The sequence below is a fragment of the Mycolicibacter sinensis genome, from assembly GCF_001673565.1.
GTDB lineage: Bacteria > Actinomycetota > Actinomycetes > Mycobacteriales > Mycobacteriaceae > Mycobacterium > Mycobacterium sinense_C.
The window spans coordinates 1-16,297 of the sequence record NZ_LZMF01000104.1 but is presented as its reverse complement, the minus strand read 5'-3'; the positions used below and the strand labels follow the sequence as shown (position 1 = coordinate 16,297).

Genomic DNA, 16,297 nt, shown 5'->3' with positions numbered 1-16,297 from the left:
GCTGGCCGGGTGACTCTGCCCGTGGTTTTGATCGCTGACAAACTCGCCCAATCCACCGTGGCCGCCCTGGGTGACCAGGTCGAGGTGCGCTGGGTGGACGGCCCGGACCGGGAGAAGCTGCTGGCGGCCGTCCCCGACGCCGACGCCTTGCTGGTGCGCTCGGCAACCACCGTCGATGCCGAGGTACTCGCCGCCGGCACCAAGCTCAAGATCGTGGCGCGCGCCGGTGTCGGCCTGGACAACGTCGACGTCGACGCCGCCACCGCGCGCGGCGTGCTGGTGGTCAACGCTCCGACCTCGAACATCCACAGCGCCGCCGAGCACGCGATCGCGCTGATGCTGGCCGCCGCGCGACAGATTCCGGCCGCCGACGCCTCCCTGCACGGCCGCGAGTGGAAGCGCTCGTCGTTCTCGGGCACCGAGATCTTCGACCACACCGTCGGCGTGGTCGGGCTGGGCCGGATCGGCCAGCTGGTCGCGGCGCGCCTAGCCGCGTTCGGCGCCCACATCGTCGCTTATGACCCGTACGTGTCGGCCGCGCGGGCCGCCCAGCTGGGCATCGAGCTGCTGTCCCTCGATGAGCTGCTCGCCCGCGCCGACTTCATCTCGGTGCACCTGCCCAAGACCCCCGAGACGGCGGGCCTGATCGGTAAGGAGGCGCTGGCCAAGACCAAGCCGGGGGTGATCATCGTCAACGCCGCCCGCGGCGGGCTGATCGACGAGGCCGCCCTGGCCGAGGCCATCACCAGCGGCCACGTCCGTGGCGCCGGCCTGGACGTGTTCGCCACCGAGCCGTGCACCGACTCGCCGTTGTTCGACCTGCCGCAGGTGGTGGTGACCCCGCACCTGGGCGCCTCCACCTCCCAGGCGCAAGACCGGGCCGGCACCGATGTCGCCAAGAGCGTGAAGCTGGCGCTGGCCGGCGAATTCGTGCCGGACGCGGTCAACGTCGGCGGCGGCGCGGTCAACGAGGAGGTCGCACCCTGGCTGGACCTGGTGCGCAAGCTCGGCCTGTTGGCCGGCGTGCTCTCCGACGGGCTGCCGGTCTCACTGAATGTGCAGGTGCGCGGCGAGCTGGCGTCCGAAGACGTGGGGATCCTGAAGCTTTCGGCACTGCGCGGTCTGTTCTCGGCGGTCATCGAGGACCCGGTGACGTTCGTCAACGCGCCGGCCCTGGCCGCCGACCGCGGGGTGGACGCCGAGATCGGCACCGCCTCCGAGAGCCCCAACCACCGCAGCGTCGTCGAGCTGCGGGCCGTCACCGCCGACGGGTCGGCGGTCATGGTGGCCGGCACGCTGTCCGGTCCGCAGCTGGTGGAGAAGATCGTCACCATCAACGGCCGCAACTTCGACCTGCGGGCGCAGGGCGTCAACCTGATCATCAACTACTCCGATCAGCCCGGCGCGCTGGGCAAGATCGGCACCCTGCTGGGATCAGCGGGTATCAACATCCACGCCGCGCAGCTCTCCGAAGACGCTGAGGGGCCCGCGGCGACGATCCTGCTGCGGGTGGACCGCCCGGTGCCCGCCGAGGTGCAGTCGGCGATCAGCGCGGCCGTCAGCGCCAACGTGATTGAAGAGGTCGACCTGTCATGAGCGTCAAACTCGCGGTCATCCCCGGTGACGGCATCGGCCCGGAGGTCATCGCCGAAGCCGTGAAGGTGCTCGACGCGGTACTGCCCGGCACCGAGAAGACCAGCTACGACCTGGGCGCCAAGCGCTACCACGCCACCGGTGAGGTGCTGCCGGATTCGGTGCTCGACGAACTCCGCGGCCACGACGTGATCCTGCTCGGGGCGATCGGCGACCCGTCGGTGCCCTCAGGGGTGCTCGAGCGCGGCCTGTTGCTGCACGCCCGGTTCGCCCTGGACCATCACGTCAACCTGCGCCCCAGCCGGCTCTACCCGGGGGTGACAAGCCCGCTGGCCGATCCGCCGGCGATCGACTTCGTGGTGGTGCGCGAGGGCACCGAGGGGCCCTACACCGGCAACGGCGGGGCGCTGCGGATCGGAACCGAGCACGAGGTCGCCACCGAGGTCAGCGTCAACACCGCCTACGGCGTGGCTCGGGTGGTGCGCTTCGCGTTCGAGAAGGCGCGCGCCCGGCGCAAGCACCTGACGCTGGTGCACAAGAACAATGTGCTGACCTACGCCGGGTCGCTGTGGACGCGCACGGTGGCCGAGATCGGCAAGGAGTATCCGGACGTCGAGACGGCCTACACCCACGTCGACGCCGCCACCATCTATTTGGTCACCGATCCCGGCCGGTTCGATGTGATCGTCAGCGACAACCTGTTCGGCGACATCATCACCGACCTGGCCGGGGCGGTGTGCGGCGGAATCGGGCTGGCGGCCAGCGGCAACATCGACGCCACCGGAGCCAACCCGTCGATGTTCGAGCCGGTGCACGGCAGCGCCCCCGACATCGCCGGGCAGGGTGTCGCCGACCCGACCGCGGCGGTGACGTCAGTGGCCATGCTGCTCAACCACATCGGTGAGCACGCCGCCGCCGACCGGGTGGACGCGGCCGTCGAGCAGCACCTGGCCACCCGGGGCGGGCAGAAGCTGTCCACCGTCGCCACCGGCGACCGGATCCTGGGTCTGCTCTAGGTATTCCGCGTTCCGTCGGCGGGGCGGTCGGGGTCGGCGGGCACCACCGGCAGCGCGGCCAGCGGGAACAGTGCGCAGACCGCGAACGCCAGGGGATAGCCGGCCACGCCGATCAGGGTGCCGAACAACGGCGGCGCCAACCCGCCCGCGAAGTGTTGGCTGGTGTTCTGGGCGCCCAACGCCCGCCCGCTCCAGAACGGTCCGGCGATCTCGGCGACCGCGGTGAACGCCAATCCGTTGTCCGACACCGTGATCACCGACGCCACCACGATGAGCGCCACACTGATCGGCGAGCCGGCCCAGGCGGTCACCGCCAACGCCAGCATGGTCAGAGCAGCGGCGACGGCGATGGTGCGCACCGGCCGCAGCCGGGACCCGACCCGGTCTGACCAGCGTCCGGCCCCGATCCGGCCTGCCGCTCCCAACAGTTGGCTGACGGTGACCAGGACGCCGGCCGCGCCGGCCGACCAGCCCCGCTCGGACATCAGCCATACCAGCATGAACGTCCACACCATGACCTGCGGCACCACCAGCAGCACCGACATCGCGTGGATCCGCACCAGCAACACCGACCCGCGGTAGGGGTTGGCCAGGTGCTCGGCCGGTGCGTCGGCGCGCGGTGGACGGGGCGGGTCACTGACCCCCACCGCGCAGGCCAGTGCCGCGGCCGCACACACCGCAGCGGGGAACAGCAACGCCACGCCGATGCCGTGGTGTTCGGCCAGGCGCGGAATCACCAAGGCGCCCAGTGCGACTCCCAAGGGCTGTGCGGTCTGTCGGATGCCCATCGCCAGGCCGCGCTGATGCGCGGGAAACCAACCCACCACCAGCCGGCCGCTCGCGGTGTTGCTGCTGGCCGCGGCCATGCCGCCCAGCAGCAGGAAGGCGCCGGTCGCGGTAAGTGAGCCCCCCGAGGAAGCGGCCGCGGCCCCGAATGCCGCCAGCGCGGTCAGCGCCGAGCCCGTTACCAGCACCAGCCGCTCACCCAGCCGGTCCACCAGATAACCCCAGGCGATCAGCGTGGCCACCAGACCGAAGCTCGGCAACGAGGACAGCAGCCCGGCCCGGGCCAGATCCAGGCCGCGGTCGTTGTGCAGGGTCGGGATGAGGAACGCCACACCGTTGATGAACACGTTGGCGCACATGGTGGCCGTCAGCGCCAATCCCAGGATCGACCAGCGGCGCGCGCTACTTATCGCGTCAGCGGTCACCCGGTGATCGTCGCACGCCGTACCAGCAGCCGGCGGACCGCATCATCCATGTGCTCCTCGATCAGCCGGATCGCGACGGCTTCGTTGCCGTCGCCGATCGCCTTGCGCAACACCACATGTTCGGTGACCTGTTCACCCAGATCGGGGTAGGCCTCTTCGAGTTCGCCGAGCAGGATCCGGGTCTCCGACAACAGGGTGCGCATCGCCCGGTGCAACCGTGGGCTGCCCGCGCAATCGACGAGCACCTCGTGGAACTCCTGGTCGGCGTCGGCCGCCGCGGCCTCGTCACCCCGGGTGGCGGCAACGCGCATGGCCTCCACCGGTGCGCGCAGCCGGGCCGCGGCGGCCCCGGGATCGCCGCGCAGCACTTCGGTCACCGCGGCCCGTTCAATGGTCTTGCGTGCCTGGTAGACATCGCGCACGTCGTCGTCGGTGAGCTCGACGACGAAGATGCCCCGATTGCGTTCGCTGCGCAGCAGTCCCTCGGCCACCAGACGCTGCATCGCTTCGCGCAACGGACCGCGGGACACCTCGAACTGCGCGGCCAGGCTCGCCTCGCCGAGCTGCTGACCCGGCGCCAGCCGGCCGCGGATGATCGCCGCACGGAGCCGCTCGGCGATCAGCTCCGGCGTGGAAGGCCTGCTCAACGGCTCGAACCCGGCGTCTCGTGACAGTGTCATGGGCTGTCCTCGAACAATGTGCCGAGTCCCGTTGCCCGCCCGGCTATTCCGGCGATGCGCAGACCCTCCCACACCGTCACCGCGTTGGCGGTCAGCACCGGCTTGCCGAGCAGCCGCTCGAGCTCGTCGACCTGGGCGATGGTGTGCATGGCGGTGTCGGGGATCAACAGCGCATCGGTGCCCGACACATCATTGCCCAGCGCGAGGTCCCGGATCTGCGACGGGGTGAGGCGGCCGACCTCGGCGGCGGTGGGGATACCGGCATCGCCCATTGCCGCGACGGTGACGCCATGGGCGGCAATGAAATTCGCGAACAGTTCGGCGATGTCGCGCGGATAGCTGGCTGCGACCGCAACGCGTCGGCAGCCCAGTGCGGCCAGGGCGTGCACGAAGGCGAACGATGTGCTCGAGGCGGGCACACCGGCTTCGGCGGCCAGCCGGTCGACCTGGTCGGCGGCGCCGTCGGGGCCGAACACGAAGCTGCCCGAGGTGCAGGCCCAGACCACGGCGGCCGGCTGCTGTGCGGCCAGCAGCGCGGCGCCCTGCGCGAGCTTGGCCGGGCTGCCGAGATCCATCAGCTCCGGCACGGCATGCAGGTCGGTGCCGTAGATGTGCACGACGGGCAGGTCCATCCCGAGCAGCCGGGCGGCGTGGCCGTAGTCGGATTCCGCGGCGTGATCGGGGTAGATAAAACCCATGCAGCCGACGCCGCTCATTGCGGGGCTCCGGTGAAGACGTCCCGCAGCCATTTGCCGGGGCCCATCATCGGCAGGTTCATCCGCCCCAGGCACGCCCACATCGTCAGTTGGTTCGCCGTCAGGATCGGTTTGCCGAGCATCTCCTCCAACGGCGCGATGATGTCGTAGGTGCGCAGATTGGTGCAGCTGACGAAGATCGCCTGGGCGTCGGGACGGTCGGCGGCGAGAATCCGTTCGGCCACCGTGCGGTAGTTCACCTTCCAGATGCCGCCGCCCAGGCCCAGGTGATCCGAATGCAGCACCGTCACCCCCAGTTCGGTCAAGAACGCCCGCAGCAGATCGGTGAGTTCGGCGTCGTAGGGGGTCAGCACGCACACCCGGGAGATGTCCAGCGCGATGAGCGCCTCGGCCAGTGCCCCCGAGGTGGTGACCGCGGCCTTGGCGCCCGCCGTTTCGATCGCGGTGACCAGGGTCTTCTCGTAGTCGACGCCGCGGATGAAGCTGCCCGATGCGCACAGGTAGGCGACCACCTCCGGCTCGACGTGCAGAACGTCGCGCGTGGCGGCCTGTAGGTGGTTGGTGTCGGAGACCAGTTCGGCCATCGCCCGGCTCACCGGCACCGGCTCGTAGTGGGTGCGCGCCAGGTGCAGCGCCACCTCGGCGGGGATCCAGCGCCACAGCTCACGCTCGATCGCCAGATCGAAGGGCGCGATGATGCCGACATCGCGCTGATCGACCAGCCCGTCGAAATCCGGTACTCCCGGAAACAGGGACAGATCCATGGGTTTCCCCATACTGACGTTCCACCCCCAGGCCAGCCCTGGATTGTTGACAATCATACGATCTGTTTTTACCGTGTCAATGTGGACACGCGTCCGGTGGTGACTGTCCAGCACGGCGAGTCGATTCCCGCTCGACTCGATTCGATCAGCGCAGACGCCGAGTTGCGGATGGTTCCGTCGGCGCGGCTGGCCGAAGCGATCACCGGCGCCGATGTGCTGTTCCTGTACGACTTCTCCTCGCCCGCGCTGGAATCGGTGTGGCCGGCCGTCGATGCACTGCGCTGGGTTCAGGTTGCCGCCATCGGGGTGGACGCGGTGCTGTTCGACGGCCTGATCGACAGCGACGTCGTGGTCACCAATTCCCGCGGCATCTTCGAAGAGCCCATCGCCGAATACGTGCTGGGACAGATCCTGGCCTTCGCCAAGGACTTCCGGCGGTCCGGGGAGGCTCAGCGCGACCGACGGTGGCAACACTTCGACACCGAGCAGATCGCCGGTGCGTCGGTCACCATCGTCGGCCCCGGGCCGGTCGGCCGGGCCATCGCGCGGTTGCTGCGTGCGGTCGGAATGTCGGTACGCGGCGTCGGCCGTTCAGTGCGTGAGGATCCCGACTTCGGGGCGATTACCACCGATGTGCCGTCCGCGGTCGCCGATGCCGACTATGTGGTGCTGGCCGCGCCATTGACGCCGCAGACCCGCCGCATGGTCGACGCCGGCGTGCTGGCCGCGATGCGCCCGACCGCCCGGCTGATCAACGTCGGTCGCGGTGAGCTGGTCGACACCGAGGCGCTGGTGTCGGCCCTGCACGCCGGCGCCCTTGCCGGCGCGGCGCTCGACGTCGTCGACCCCGAGCCGCTGCCGCCGAACCACCCGCTGTGGACCACCCCGGGCGTGCGCCTGACCCCGCACCACAGTGGCGACATCACGGGTTGGCGAATCGCATTGCAGCAACAGTTCATTGCGAACTTCCGGCGGTACGTGTCCGGTCAGCCGCTGCACAACGTCATCGACAAGCGCCGCGGATACGCGCCGTCGACGACCACGCCGAACGGAACCGGTTGAGGAGGCGTGCACATGACTCATCCCACCGAACTGACCGCGCTGCAACTGGTTGCCGCCTACACCTCTGGTGAGCTCTCGCCGGTTGAGGCAACCGCCGCGGCGATCGCGGCGATCGCCGAGCGCGATGGCGAGGTCAACGCCTTCTGTCTGGTCGATGAGGAGGCCGCACTGTCGGCGGCCCGCAAATCCGAAGCACGCTGGAGCGGCAACTACACCAAGGGCCTGCTCGACGGGGTGCCGGTCGCGGTCAAAGACGTGTTCCGCACCGCCGGTTGGCCCACCCTGCGCGGATCGCTGCTCGCCGACGCGGCCGGGCCGTGGCCCGACGACAGCCCGGCGGTCGGCAAGATGCGTGACGACGGAATGGTGCTGCTGGGCAAGACAACCACCCCGGAGCTGGCGTGGAAGGGCGTCACCGACAGCCCCCGGAGCGGCATCACCCGCAACCCGGTGGACACCGCGTGCACCGCGGGCGGGTCGTCGGGCGGCAGCGCGGCGGCGGTGGCCGCCGGGATGGCGCCGTTGGCGATCGGCACCGACGGCGGGGGCAGCATCCGCATCCCGGCGAGTTTCTGCGGCGTGGTCGGCTTCAAGCCCACCCACGGACGAGTCCCGATGTATCCGATCAGCCCGTTCGGGCCATTGGCCCACGCCGGGCCGCTCACCCGGACCGTTGAGGACGCCGCATTGCTGATGGACATCATCGGGCTACCCGATCATCGGGATCCGACGTCGCTGCCGCCGACGCTGACCACCTACCGTGGCGAAGTCCGGCGCGAGGTGGTCGGCCTGGACGTCGCCTACTCGCCGACGCTGGGCTATGTCGACGTCGACCCGCAGATCGAGGCCGCGGTTGCCGCGGCGGTGCAGGCGCTGGCCGACGCCGGACTCAACGTCCTGGTCGCCGACCCCGGTTTCGCCGATCCGATCGATGCCTTCGAGGTGCTGTGGGCGACCGGGGCGGCGGGCAGCCTGCGTGGTCACGAAAAGGACCGTGGGCTGGTCGATTCCGGCCTGGCCGAGATGTGGGAACGGGGCCTGGCGGTTTCGGCGGTCGACTATCTGGCCGCCCGCCAGGTCTGCGTGGACCTGGGAATGGCCATGGGGCGCTTCCACGAACGCCACAACCTGCTGCTCACGCCCACGGTGCCGATCCCGGCGTTCGCCGCCGGGCACGATGTGCCGATCGATTCCGGCATGCGCTGGTGGGCCCAGTGGACGCCGTTCACCTACCCGTTCAACATGACTCAGCAACCGGCGCTGAGTATCCCGATCGGTAAGACCGCCGAGGGTCTGCCGATCGGCCTGCAGATCGTCGGCCCGCGGCACAGTGACGATCTGGTGCTGGCGGCCGGCCTGTTCGCCGAGCGGGTGCTGGGCTTCTAGACCGCGAGCAGACGCCGAAGCCCCCAAATTCAGGGTGTTTTAGGGGCTTTCGTGTCTGCTCGCCGGAGGAACTAAGAACGGGCAAAGGCCAACTGCTCACCCACGGCACCGGCCATCCACAGGTCGTTGCACGCGGCCGCCATCTCGGCCAAACCCTCTTCGATCGTCGCGAACACATTGCCGGGCACCCAACCGACGTCACCGTTGAGCAGCAGGTTGTTGCGGCCGTAGAAGATAGCCAGGTCGGTCGCGCCCAGCGGTGAGTTCCCTTGGCCGCCTTCGTCATAACCATAGGCGGGGTTACCGATGTCGCCGGCGTCGAAGCCGAAGAAGCAGACGTCGCCGGGGATCGGCGTCACCGTGGTGTTCTCCCGGCCCGGGTTGCCCAGCGGCGGCAACAGTGTGTAGACCTCGTTGCGGGCGTATTTGCCGTGGTAGGCCTGGCCGGCGAGCGGCAACGCCTCCCAGACCAGGGCACAGGTCCGGGGCGCCTCGTCGTCGAGCAGCCGCGCGCGGCACGACACGCCGCGGCCGGTCAGCGTGATCGACACGAAACGCGCCACAGCAGCCCTTAGACCGGGTCGAAGGTTCGGCTGGCGACGAAGGTCGGCCGCGGGGCGGCGGCGCCAAACGGCTCCACCAGAGTGTTCTCCACGCTGTTGTAGACGATGAAGACGTTCGAGCGCGGATACGGGGTGATGTTGCTGCTCGACCCGTGCATGCAGTTGCTGTCGAAGAACACCGCCGACCCGGGCGGGCCGGTGATCTGGCGGATGCCATGCTGCTCGGCCATCCAGGTCAGGCTGTCGTCGTCGGGTGTGCCGATCTCCTGCTGCTTCAGCGACGAGCGGTAGTGATCCGGCGGCGTCTCGTCCGGGCAGGACACGAACCAGCGGTGCGAACCCGGCATGATCATCAGCGAGCCGTTGCTGTCCAGGTTCTCGGTGAGGGCCACCGAGACGCTGATCGCCCGCGGGCTGGGCATGCCGTCCTCGGCGTGCCAGGTCTCAAAGTCGGAGTGCCAGTAGAACTCCCGGCCATTGAAGCCTGGCTTGAAATTAACCCGGCTCTGGTGCACGTAGACCTCCGAGCCCAGCAATTGGCGGACCGGGCCGACCAGACGCGGGTCGGCGACGAGCGCGGCGAACGCCGGGCTGATCCGGTGCACCTCGAAGATCGACCGGATCTGCCCGCTGTCCCGCTCGCAGATGGAGCGCTCGTCGGCCGCCAGCACCGGGTCGGCGCGCAGCCGGTCCAGCTCATTGCGGAGGTCGGCAACCACGTCGGCGTCCACCAGGGCGTCGACGGCCAGGAATCCATTGGCATCGAACGCCTCGACGTTGGCCGTCGGCAGCGGCCCGCTGTTGGCCGCCGTGCCCCAGACCACCGGGTCCTGCCGCGGCTCGATGCCGAGGGTGACGTTGTTGCGGGTGGGGTAGTGGTCGGTGACGGCCGTCGTCACGAAGCGGTCTCCTGGGTTTCCTCGGTGAGCAGGGGGTAGGCGCCGGTCTCGTCGTGCACCTCCTGACCGGTGACCGGCGGGTCGAACACGCACACCATGCGCAGGTCGGTGTGGGCCGAAACACGGTGGTGTTCGTGCCCGTCGAGCAGGTAGAGGGTGCCGTCGCGCAGCGGGTGCACTTCACCGGTCTCCTCGTTGATCAGCTCACCTTCGCCGCCGACGCAGTACACCGCCTCGACGTGGTTGGCGTACCACATCGAGGTCTCGGTACCGGCGTACAGGATGGTCTCGTGCATGGAGAACCGTTGCCCGTCACGGGCCAGCAGCAACCGCTGGCTGTTCCAGGTCTTCGATTGCACGTCGCGGTCGGTGCCCTTGATCTCGGCGAGGGTACGAACGATCATCCTTTGGCTCCTGAGGTAGTGAGTTCTTTGGCGGCTACGGCTTCGATCGCATGGGCCGCGATCGTCAGGCCTTCGGCCAGGTCGTCGTCGTCGATGACCAACGGCGGCATCATCTTCACCACCTCACCCTCCGGTCCGGAGGTCTCCAACAGCAGGCCGCGAGCGAACGCCTCCTTCTGCACCGCGCCGGCCAACTCGGGCCGGTCGAACGCCACCCCGCGGATCAGCCCGCGACCGCGGGTCTCGACCCCGTCGAAGGGCTCGATCACCTCGGTCAGCGCCTGTTCGATCTGCTCGCCCTTGCGGATCACCTGCTTTTCCAGCAGGTTGTCGGTCCAGAAGTTCAGCGCCGCGGTGGCGGTGACGAACGACGGGTTCTGGCCGCGGAAGGTGCCGTTGTGCTCGCCGGGCTCCCACACGTCGAGCTCGGGCTTGAACAGCGTCAGCGCCATCGGCAGGCCGTATCCGCTGATCGACTTGGACATGCAGACGATGTCCGGCTCGATGTCGGCCGCCTCGAAGCTGAAGAACGGCCCGGTGCGCCCGCAGCCCATCTGCACATCGTCGACGATCAGCAGCAGCTCGTGGCGCTTGCAGAGTTCGGCCAGCCCGTGCAGCCATTCCAGCCGGGCGACATTGATTCCGCCCTCACCCTGCACCGTCTCGACGATCACCGCGGCCGGCTCGTTGAGCCCACTGCCGCTGTCCTGCAGCAGTCGCTCGAACCAGATGAAGTCGGGGGTGACGCCGTCGAGGTAGTTGTCGTAGGGCATCGGGGTGGCATGCACCAGCGGGATGCCGGCGCCGCCGCGCTTCATCGAGTTGCCGGTGACGCTCAGCGAACCCAGCGTCATACCGTGGAACGCGTTGGTGAAGCTGATGATGCTTTCCTTGCCGGTGACCTTGCGGGCCAGCTTCAGCGCCGACTCCACCGCGTTGGTTCCGGTGGGGCCGGGGAACTGCACCTTGTAATCCAGCCCGCGCGGCTTGAGGATCACCTCCTCGAACCGCTCCAGGAACTGACCTTTGGCCACCGTGTTCATGTCGAGGCTGTGCACCACCCGGTCCGAACTGAGGTACTCCAGCAACGGCGCCTTCAGGTCCGGGTGGTTATGGCCGTAGTTCAGCGCCCCGGCGCCGGCGAAGAAGTCCACGTATTCGGTGCCGTCGACGTCCCAGATCCGGGAACCTTTGGCCCGGTCGAATGTCACCGGCCAGGACCGGCAATAACTCCGTACTTCGGATTCAAGGGTTTCGAAAATACTCATGGTTTCCTCCGTCCGTCGGTCACATACAACGGAACGGAACGACAGGTCGAGTTAAAACTCGTGCCGCGGGTGATCTCGGCTCGACCTACCACCCCGCTCGGATGCCCCCGGCTAGCTTTGCCGGGGCTCACTTTGCGCGGTCGCGACCTTACCGAGACCAAATTGTTATCTCAACCTTGTCATGCTGTTACCGACGTGGCGTGTCTACCCGCAACGGGCCGATGCGAAACAGCTCCTCGGCCAAGTGGGACTCGGGGAACAAACCCGCCCCGAACAGCTCGGAGCACTCGAGGGCGGCCTCCCAGCGGCGCGCGAAAGCGCCGAAAAGGCGGCGGCTGGCCTCGTTGTCCGGTGTGATTGACGTCTCAAGGTGCGTGCCGCCGTCGGCCACCAGGTCGGCCGCCAGATGATCGAGCATCCGGCCGGCCAGGCCTATGCCGCGGTGCGCGTCGTTCACCGCCACCTGCCAGACCATCAGCGTTGCGGGCTGCTGCGGGCGGCGGTAGCCGGTGACGAAGCCGGCCGGCTCGCCGCCGACCTCGGCGATCACCGAGCTGGAGGCGAAGTCGCGGCACCACAGCAGGTAGGCGTAGGGCGCGTTGACGTCGAGGGTCGCGCTGTCGACGGCCATCTGCCACAGGGCCGGGCCGTCCGCCACAGTCGGTGTCCGAAGATGAATGTCAGCCGGGTCCGTCATCTGATCGACGGTACGGGGGAGGCGATCACGGATTCGCCGACGGGTCAGGCGGCGGGCCGGGCGGCACCCGCAGAGTTCGCAGCGCCTCGAGCACCGAGCGGCCCTCGGGCTCGGCGCGGACCGGCACCAGCCGCCACGCAACCAGCGGGAACAGCCCGCACAGCGCGAAGGCCAAGGGGTAGCCGACGGCGCCGATCAATGCACCGAACACCGGGGGCGCGATTCCGGCGGTGAGGCGCTGGGTGGTGTTCTGCGTGCCCAGTGCGCGTCCGCTCCAGTACGGCCCGGCCATCTCGGCGACCGCCGTCGACGACAGCCCGTTGTCCAGCACGCTGATCACCGCCGCGACGACCATCGCGGCTTCGGCCAGGTGGGAGTGCAGATGATCGGTCACCCCGAGCACCACCATCGCCACCGCACCGGCGACGGCCAGGCTGCGGATCGGTCGCAGCCTCGAGCGCACCCGGTCGGACCATCGGCCGGCCAGCACCCGCCCGGCGGCGCCGAGCAACTGCGACACCGTCACCAGGCTGCCGGCGGCGGCGATCGACCAGTCCGTGTCGACGATCAGCCACACCAGCATGAAGGTGGCCAGCACACACTGCGGAACCATCAGCAGCGCCGAGGACACATGGATGCGCCACAGCACCTTCGAGCCGCGGTAGGGGTTGGACAACTCCGCGCCCGTCGCCGCCGACCGCGATCTACGGGGCGGATCGACCACCCCGATGGCACACGCCACCGCCGCCACCGCGCACAGCGTCGCGGGGAACATCAGCGCCCGCGCCAGACCGTGCTCGGCCAGTTCCGGAATCACCTCGGCTCCCAAGGCGATTCCCAGCGGCTGCGCCGTCTGGCGGATCCCCATCACCAGCCCGCGCTGGTGCGGCGGGAACCAACCGGTCACCAGCCGGCCACTGGCGCTGTTGGCGCTGGCGGCGGCCATGCCGCCCAGAAACAGAAACGCGCCGACCCCGACCAGTGAGTGCATCGACGCGGCCCCGAAGGCGGCCAGCGCGGTGAGCGCGGAGCCGACGGACAACACGATCCGCTCGCCGATGCGGTCCAGCAGGGCGCCCCAGGCGAACAGCGTCAGCACCATGCCGAAGCTGGGCATCGAGGCCAGCAGACCCGCCACCGCCAGATTGGTGTCCCGCTTGGTCTCCAGCATCGGGATGACGAAGGCGATGCCGTTGATGAACACGAACGAGCACAGCGTCGCCACCAACGCCACGATCATCACCGACCAGCGTGCAGCACTGCTGATCGACTCCGTGGACACCTGGTCATGGTTCCACATGCCAGTCGGTGTCTGCTGGCCACGAACACTAGGCTTGCTCGAATGCGCCTAGGCCGAATTGCCAGCCCGGACGGCGTCGCCTTCGTCAGTGTGGAGGGTGACCCGGACCGGCCCGATGACATGACCGCGATGACCGCTCGCGAAATCGCCGAGCACCCGTTCGGCACACCGGAGTTCACCGGCCGGTCCTGGCCGCTGGCCGATGTGCGCCTGCTGGCCCCGATCTTGGCCAGCAAGGTGGTCTGCATCGGCAAGAACTATGCGGCCCACATCGCCGAGATGGGTGGCGCCGCACCGGCCAACCCGACCATGTTCCTCAAGCCCAACACCGCGATCGTCGGGCCGAACGTGCCGATTCAACTGCCCGCCAATGCGTCCCCGGTCCACTACGAGGGCGAGCTGGCCGTGGTGATCTCGCGGCCGTGCAAGGACGTTCCGGCGGCCCGGGCCCGCGACAACATCCTGGGCTACACCATCGGCAATGACGTGTCGGCGCGGGACCAGCAGAAATCCGACGGCCAGTGGACTCGGGCCAAGGGGCACGACACCTTCTGCCCGGTCGGGCCGTGGATCGTCACCGACCTCGACCCGACCGACCTGGCGATCCGCACCGAGGTCAACGGGCAGGTCAAGCAGGACAGCCGGACCTCGCTGATGATGCACGACATCGGCGCCATCGTGGAGTGGATCTCGGCGGTGATGACCCTGCTGCCCGGCGACCTCATCCTCACCGGCACCCCCGACGGCGTCGGCCCCATCGAACACGGCGACACCGTGTCCGTCTCCGTCGAAGGCATCGGAACCCTCACCAATCCGGTTATCCGCAAAGGAAAGTCGTGACCGCACCCGCTGTTCGCGTTCGGTTCTGCCCATCTCCGACCGGCACACCGCACGTCGGCCTGATCCGCACCGCACTGTTCAACTGGGCCTACGCCCGGCACACCGGCGGCACCTTGGTCTTCCGGGTGGAGGACACCGATGCGCAGCGCGACAGCGAGGAAAGTTATTCCGCGTTGCTCGACGCGCTGCGCTGGTTGCAGCTGGACTGGGATGAGGGGCCCGAAGTGGGCGGTCCCTACGGCCCCTACCGGCAGTCGCAACGCGCCGACATCCACCGCGACGTGGTGGCCCAGCTGCTGGCGGCCGGCGAGGCCTACGAGGCCTTCTCGACGCCGGACGAGGTCGAAGCCCGTCACCTGGCCGCCGGCCGCAATCCCAAGCTGGGCTACGACAACTTCGACCGGGACCTCACCGACGAGCAGCGTGCCGGCTACCTGGCCGAGGGCCGCCAGCCCGTCGTGCGGTTGCGGATGCCCGATACCGAGCTGGGCTGGAACGACCTGGTGCGCGGGCCGACGACCTTCCCGGCGGGCACGGTTCCCGATTTCGCGCTGACCCGCGCCAACGGGGATCCGCTGTACACGTTGGTCAACCCGGTCGACGACGCGATGATGAAGATCACCCATGTGCTGCGGGGTGAGGACCTGCTGCCGTCCACGCCCCGGCAGATCGCGCTGTATCAGGCCTTGATGCGCATCGGCGTGGCTGAGCGGATCCCGGAATTCGCGCACCTGCCAACTGTTTTGGGCGAAGGAACCAAAAAACTCTCCAAGCGTGATCCGCAGTCGAATCTGTTCGTGCACCGCGACCGCGGCTTCATTCCCGAAGGGCTGCTGAACTACCTGGCGCTGCTGGGCTGGTCGATCGCCGACGACCGCGACGTGTTCGGTCTCGACGAGATGGTCGCCGCCTTCGATGTGGCCGACGTCAACTCCAACCCGGCCCGGTTTGATCAGAAGAAGGCCGATGCGCTCAATGCCGAGCACATCCGGATGCTGGACGCGGGAGACTTCACCACCCGACTGCGCGCCTACTTCGACACCCACGGTCATGACACCGGGTTGCACGACGCCGCCTTTGCGACGGCAGCGGCGCTGGTGCAGACCCGCATCGTGGTGCTCGGCGACGCCTGGGGACTGCTGAAGTTCTTCAACGACGACGCCTACGCGCTGGACCCGCGCGCGGTTGCCAAGGAGTTGGGGCCTGAGGCCGGCCCCGTCCTGGACGCCGCCATCGCCGCGCTGGAGGGGGTGGGGGACTGGACCACCGAGGCTATCGAGGCTGCGCTGAAGGCCGCGTTGCTGGAGGCTCTGGAGCTCAAACCGCGTAAGGCGTTCGGCCCGGTCCGGGTCGCGGTCACCGGCGGGTTGGTCAGCCCGCCGCTGTTCGAGTCACTGGAGCTGCTGGGCTCAGAGCGCAGCCTGGCGCGGCTGCGGGCGGCCCGTAACGGCGTCGGGTGAGCGCGATGAGTACTTCGCCGTAGAAGTTTGGTAGTCTGCTCGTCGGCCCACAGCGGCTGGCTCGAAGTGCCCGACCGGCACTGTGACCAGCGGTTATGGCGTGGCCAATGTTGGTCCTTGGGGTATGGTGTAATTGGCAACACAGCTGATTCTGGTTCAGCCATTCTAGGTTCGAGTCCTGGTACCCCAGCAAAACCGGTCCGCCGCAAGCGATTAGGCGGGCCGTTGGGGTTGGGCTATGCTGACAACCCGGAAATGTTCTAGCCCCCGTCGTCTAGCGGCCTAGGACGCCGCCCTCTCACGGCGGTAGCGTGGGTTCGAATCCCATCGGGGGTACAAATCAAAGGCCCGCACCTTCCCCAAGGTGCGGGCCTTTGTGGATTTCGGGCGGGCTCAGGTGTTCGTCGGCGCGGTGGAACCGGCCAGCGGCATCGCCGG

The 16,297-nt window shown here is 68.6% G+C and carries 16 protein-coding genes and 2 tRNA genes; 8 read left to right on the top strand and 10 right to left on the bottom strand.

The window, feature by feature from the left end; genetic code table 11:
• Positions 1-9: 9 nt before the first annotated feature.
• Together serA and A5648_RS15355 are read left to right on the top strand one after the other, a co-directional pair.
• Complete coding sequence (serA, locus tag A5648_RS15360) at positions 10-1,596, top strand: phosphoglycerate dehydrogenase (RefSeq protein WP_065025374.1); 1,587 nt, start codon at positions 10-12, stop codon at positions 1,594-1,596.
• Positions 1,593-2,609 carry a 3-isopropylmalate dehydrogenase gene (locus A5648_RS15355; RefSeq protein ID WP_065025373.1) on the top strand — a complete coding sequence of 339 codons (1,017 nt, stop codon included), beginning with the start codon at positions 1,593-1,595 and terminating at the stop codon, positions 2,607-2,609. Before serA ends, A5648_RS15355 begins: the two co-directional genes overlap by 4 nt.
• On the opposite strand, the gene A5648_RS15350 is transcribed toward A5648_RS15355, so the two are convergent.
• The 4 genes from A5648_RS15350 to A5648_RS15335 are packed head-to-tail and all read right to left on the bottom strand — an operon-like array spanning position 2,606 to position 5,980.
• Positions 2,606-3,820 (bottom strand): MFS transporter, encoded by a 1,215-nt coding sequence (locus tag A5648_RS15350; protein WP_065025372.1) that lies wholly within the window; start codon positions 3,818-3,820, stop codon positions 2,606-2,608. The two genes, A5648_RS15355 and A5648_RS15350, sit on opposite strands and share 4 nt — an antisense overlap.
• Positions 3,817-4,500, bottom strand: coding sequence for a GntR family transcriptional regulator (locus A5648_RS15345; RefSeq protein ID WP_065025371.1), 684 nt, complete (start codon positions 4,498-4,500; stop codon positions 3,817-3,819). The genes A5648_RS15350 and A5648_RS15345 overlap by 4 nt, the downstream gene beginning before the upstream one ends.
• Positions 4,497-5,198: a maleate cis-trans isomerase family protein gene (locus A5648_RS15340; RefSeq protein ID WP_165607355.1), complete on the bottom strand. Its 702-nt coding sequence runs from the start codon at positions 5,196-5,198 to the stop codon at positions 4,497-4,499. The genes A5648_RS15345 and A5648_RS15340 overlap by 4 nt, the downstream gene beginning before the upstream one ends.
• Positions 5,199-5,212: 14 nt before the next feature.
• Complete coding sequence (locus tag A5648_RS15335) at positions 5,213-5,980, bottom strand: maleate cis-trans isomerase family protein (protein ID WP_065025369.1); 768 nt, start codon at positions 5,978-5,980, stop codon at positions 5,213-5,215.
• Between the two features lie 81 nt (positions 5,981-6,061).
• On the opposite strand from A5648_RS15335, the gene A5648_RS15330 reads away from it, so the two are divergent.
• Together A5648_RS15330 and A5648_RS15325 are read left to right on the top strand one after the other, a co-directional pair.
• Complete coding sequence (locus A5648_RS15330; protein WP_065025368.1) at positions 6,062-7,042, top strand: D-2-hydroxyacid dehydrogenase; 981 nt, start codon at positions 6,062-6,064, stop codon at positions 7,040-7,042.
• Positions 7,043-7,054: 12 nt separating this feature from the next.
• Positions 7,055-8,428: an amidase gene (locus A5648_RS15325; RefSeq protein ID WP_065025406.1), complete on the top strand. Its 1,374-nt coding sequence runs from the start codon at positions 7,055-7,057 to the stop codon at positions 8,426-8,428.
• A 71-nt stretch (positions 8,429-8,499) separates the two neighbouring features.
• Here the strand turns inward: A5648_RS15325 and A5648_RS15320 are convergent, their stop codons facing one another.
• The 6 genes from A5648_RS15320 to A5648_RS15295 all read right to left on the bottom strand — a co-directional run bounded on the left by A5648_RS15320 (position 8,500) and on the right by A5648_RS15295 (position 13,541).
• On the bottom strand, positions 8,500-8,991 hold the full coding sequence (locus A5648_RS15320; RefSeq protein WP_065025367.1) for a DUF3830 family protein: 492 nt from the start codon (positions 8,989-8,991) through the stop codon (positions 8,500-8,502).
• 8 nt (positions 8,992-8,999) lie between these two features.
• Entirely contained in the window at positions 9,000-9,890 is an 891-nt protein-coding gene (gene thpD / locus A5648_RS15315) for an ectoine hydroxylase (protein ID WP_065025366.1), read from the bottom strand.
• A complete protein-coding gene (locus tag A5648_RS15310; RefSeq protein WP_064854625.1) occupies positions 9,887-10,294 on the bottom strand; it encodes an ectoine synthase in 408 nt (135 codons plus the stop codon). Before A5648_RS15310 ends, thpD begins: the two co-directional genes overlap by 4 nt.
• A complete protein-coding gene (gene ectB / locus A5648_RS15305; protein WP_065025365.1) occupies positions 10,291-11,562 on the bottom strand; it encodes a diaminobutyrate--2-oxoglutarate transaminase in 1,272 nt (423 codons plus the stop codon). The genes A5648_RS15310 and ectB overlap by 4 nt, the downstream gene beginning before the upstream one ends.
• A gap of 187 nt (positions 11,563-11,749) precedes the next feature.
• On the bottom strand, positions 11,750-12,259 hold the full coding sequence (ectA, locus tag A5648_RS15300; protein ID WP_065025364.1) for a diaminobutyrate acetyltransferase: 510 nt from the start codon (positions 12,257-12,259) through the stop codon (positions 11,750-11,752).
• 25 nt (positions 12,260-12,284) lie between these two features.
• The gene (locus tag A5648_RS15295; protein WP_065025405.1) at positions 12,285-13,541 is read right to left on the bottom strand and encodes an MFS transporter; all 1,257 of its coding nucleotides are present in this window, start codon (positions 13,539-13,541) and stop codon (positions 12,285-12,287) included.
• Between the two features lie 60 nt (positions 13,542-13,601).
• On the opposite strand from A5648_RS15295, the gene A5648_RS15290 reads away from it, so the two are divergent.
• The 4 genes from A5648_RS15290 to A5648_RS15275 all read left to right on the top strand — a co-directional run bounded on the left by A5648_RS15290 (position 13,602) and on the right by A5648_RS15275 (position 16,195).
• The gene (locus A5648_RS15290) at positions 13,602-14,399 is read left to right on the top strand and encodes a fumarylacetoacetate hydrolase family protein (RefSeq protein ID WP_065025363.1); all 798 of its coding nucleotides are present in this window, start codon (positions 13,602-13,604) and stop codon (positions 14,397-14,399) included.
• Positions 14,396-15,859: a glutamate--tRNA ligase gene (gltX, locus tag A5648_RS15285; RefSeq protein WP_065025362.1), complete on the top strand. Its 1,464-nt coding sequence runs from the start codon at positions 14,396-14,398 to the stop codon at positions 15,857-15,859. Before A5648_RS15290 ends, gltX begins: the two co-directional genes overlap by 4 nt.
• 118 nt (positions 15,860-15,977) lie before the next feature.
• Positions 15,978-16,049 (top strand) — tRNA-Gln (locus A5648_RS15280).
• Positions 16,050-16,122: 73 nt separating this feature from the next.
• Positions 16,123-16,195: transfer RNA gene (locus A5648_RS15275), tRNA-Glu, on the top strand.
• Positions 16,196-16,297 lie beyond the last annotated feature (102 nt).

Bases quoted from the DNA above. Each gene is read 5' to 3' on its own strand.
- A5648_RS15355 (WP_065025373.1), top strand. From the start codon at position 1,593: ATGAGCGTCAAACTCGCGGTCATCCCCGGTGACGGCATCGGCCCGGAG.
- A5648_RS15345 (WP_065025371.1), bottom strand. From the start codon at position 4,500: ATGACACTGTCACGAGACGCCGGGTTCGAGCCGTTGAGCAGGCCTTCC.
- A5648_RS15340 (WP_165607355.1), bottom strand. From the start codon at position 5,198: ATGGGTTTTATCTACCCCGATCACGCCGCGGAATCCGACTACGGCCAC.
- A5648_RS15335 (WP_065025369.1), bottom strand. From the start codon at position 5,980: ATGGATCTGTCCCTGTTTCCGGGAGTACCGGATTTCGACGGGCTGGTC.
- A5648_RS15325 (WP_065025406.1), top strand. From the start codon at position 7,055: ATGACTCATCCCACCGAACTGACCGCGCTGCAACTGGTTGCCGCCTAC.
- A5648_RS15310 (WP_064854625.1), bottom strand. From the start codon at position 10,294: ATGATCGTTCGTACCCTCGCCGAGATCAAGGGCACCGACCGCGACGTG.
- ectB (WP_065025365.1), bottom strand. From the start codon at position 11,562: ATGAGTATTTTCGAAACCCTTGAATCCGAAGTACGGAGTTATTGCCGG.
- ectA (WP_065025364.1), bottom strand. From the start codon at position 12,259: ATGACGGACCCGGCTGACATTCATCTTCGGACACCGACTGTGGCGGAC.
- A5648_RS15290 (WP_065025363.1), top strand. From the start codon at position 13,602: ATGCGCCTAGGCCGAATTGCCAGCCCGGACGGCGTCGCCTTCGTCAGT.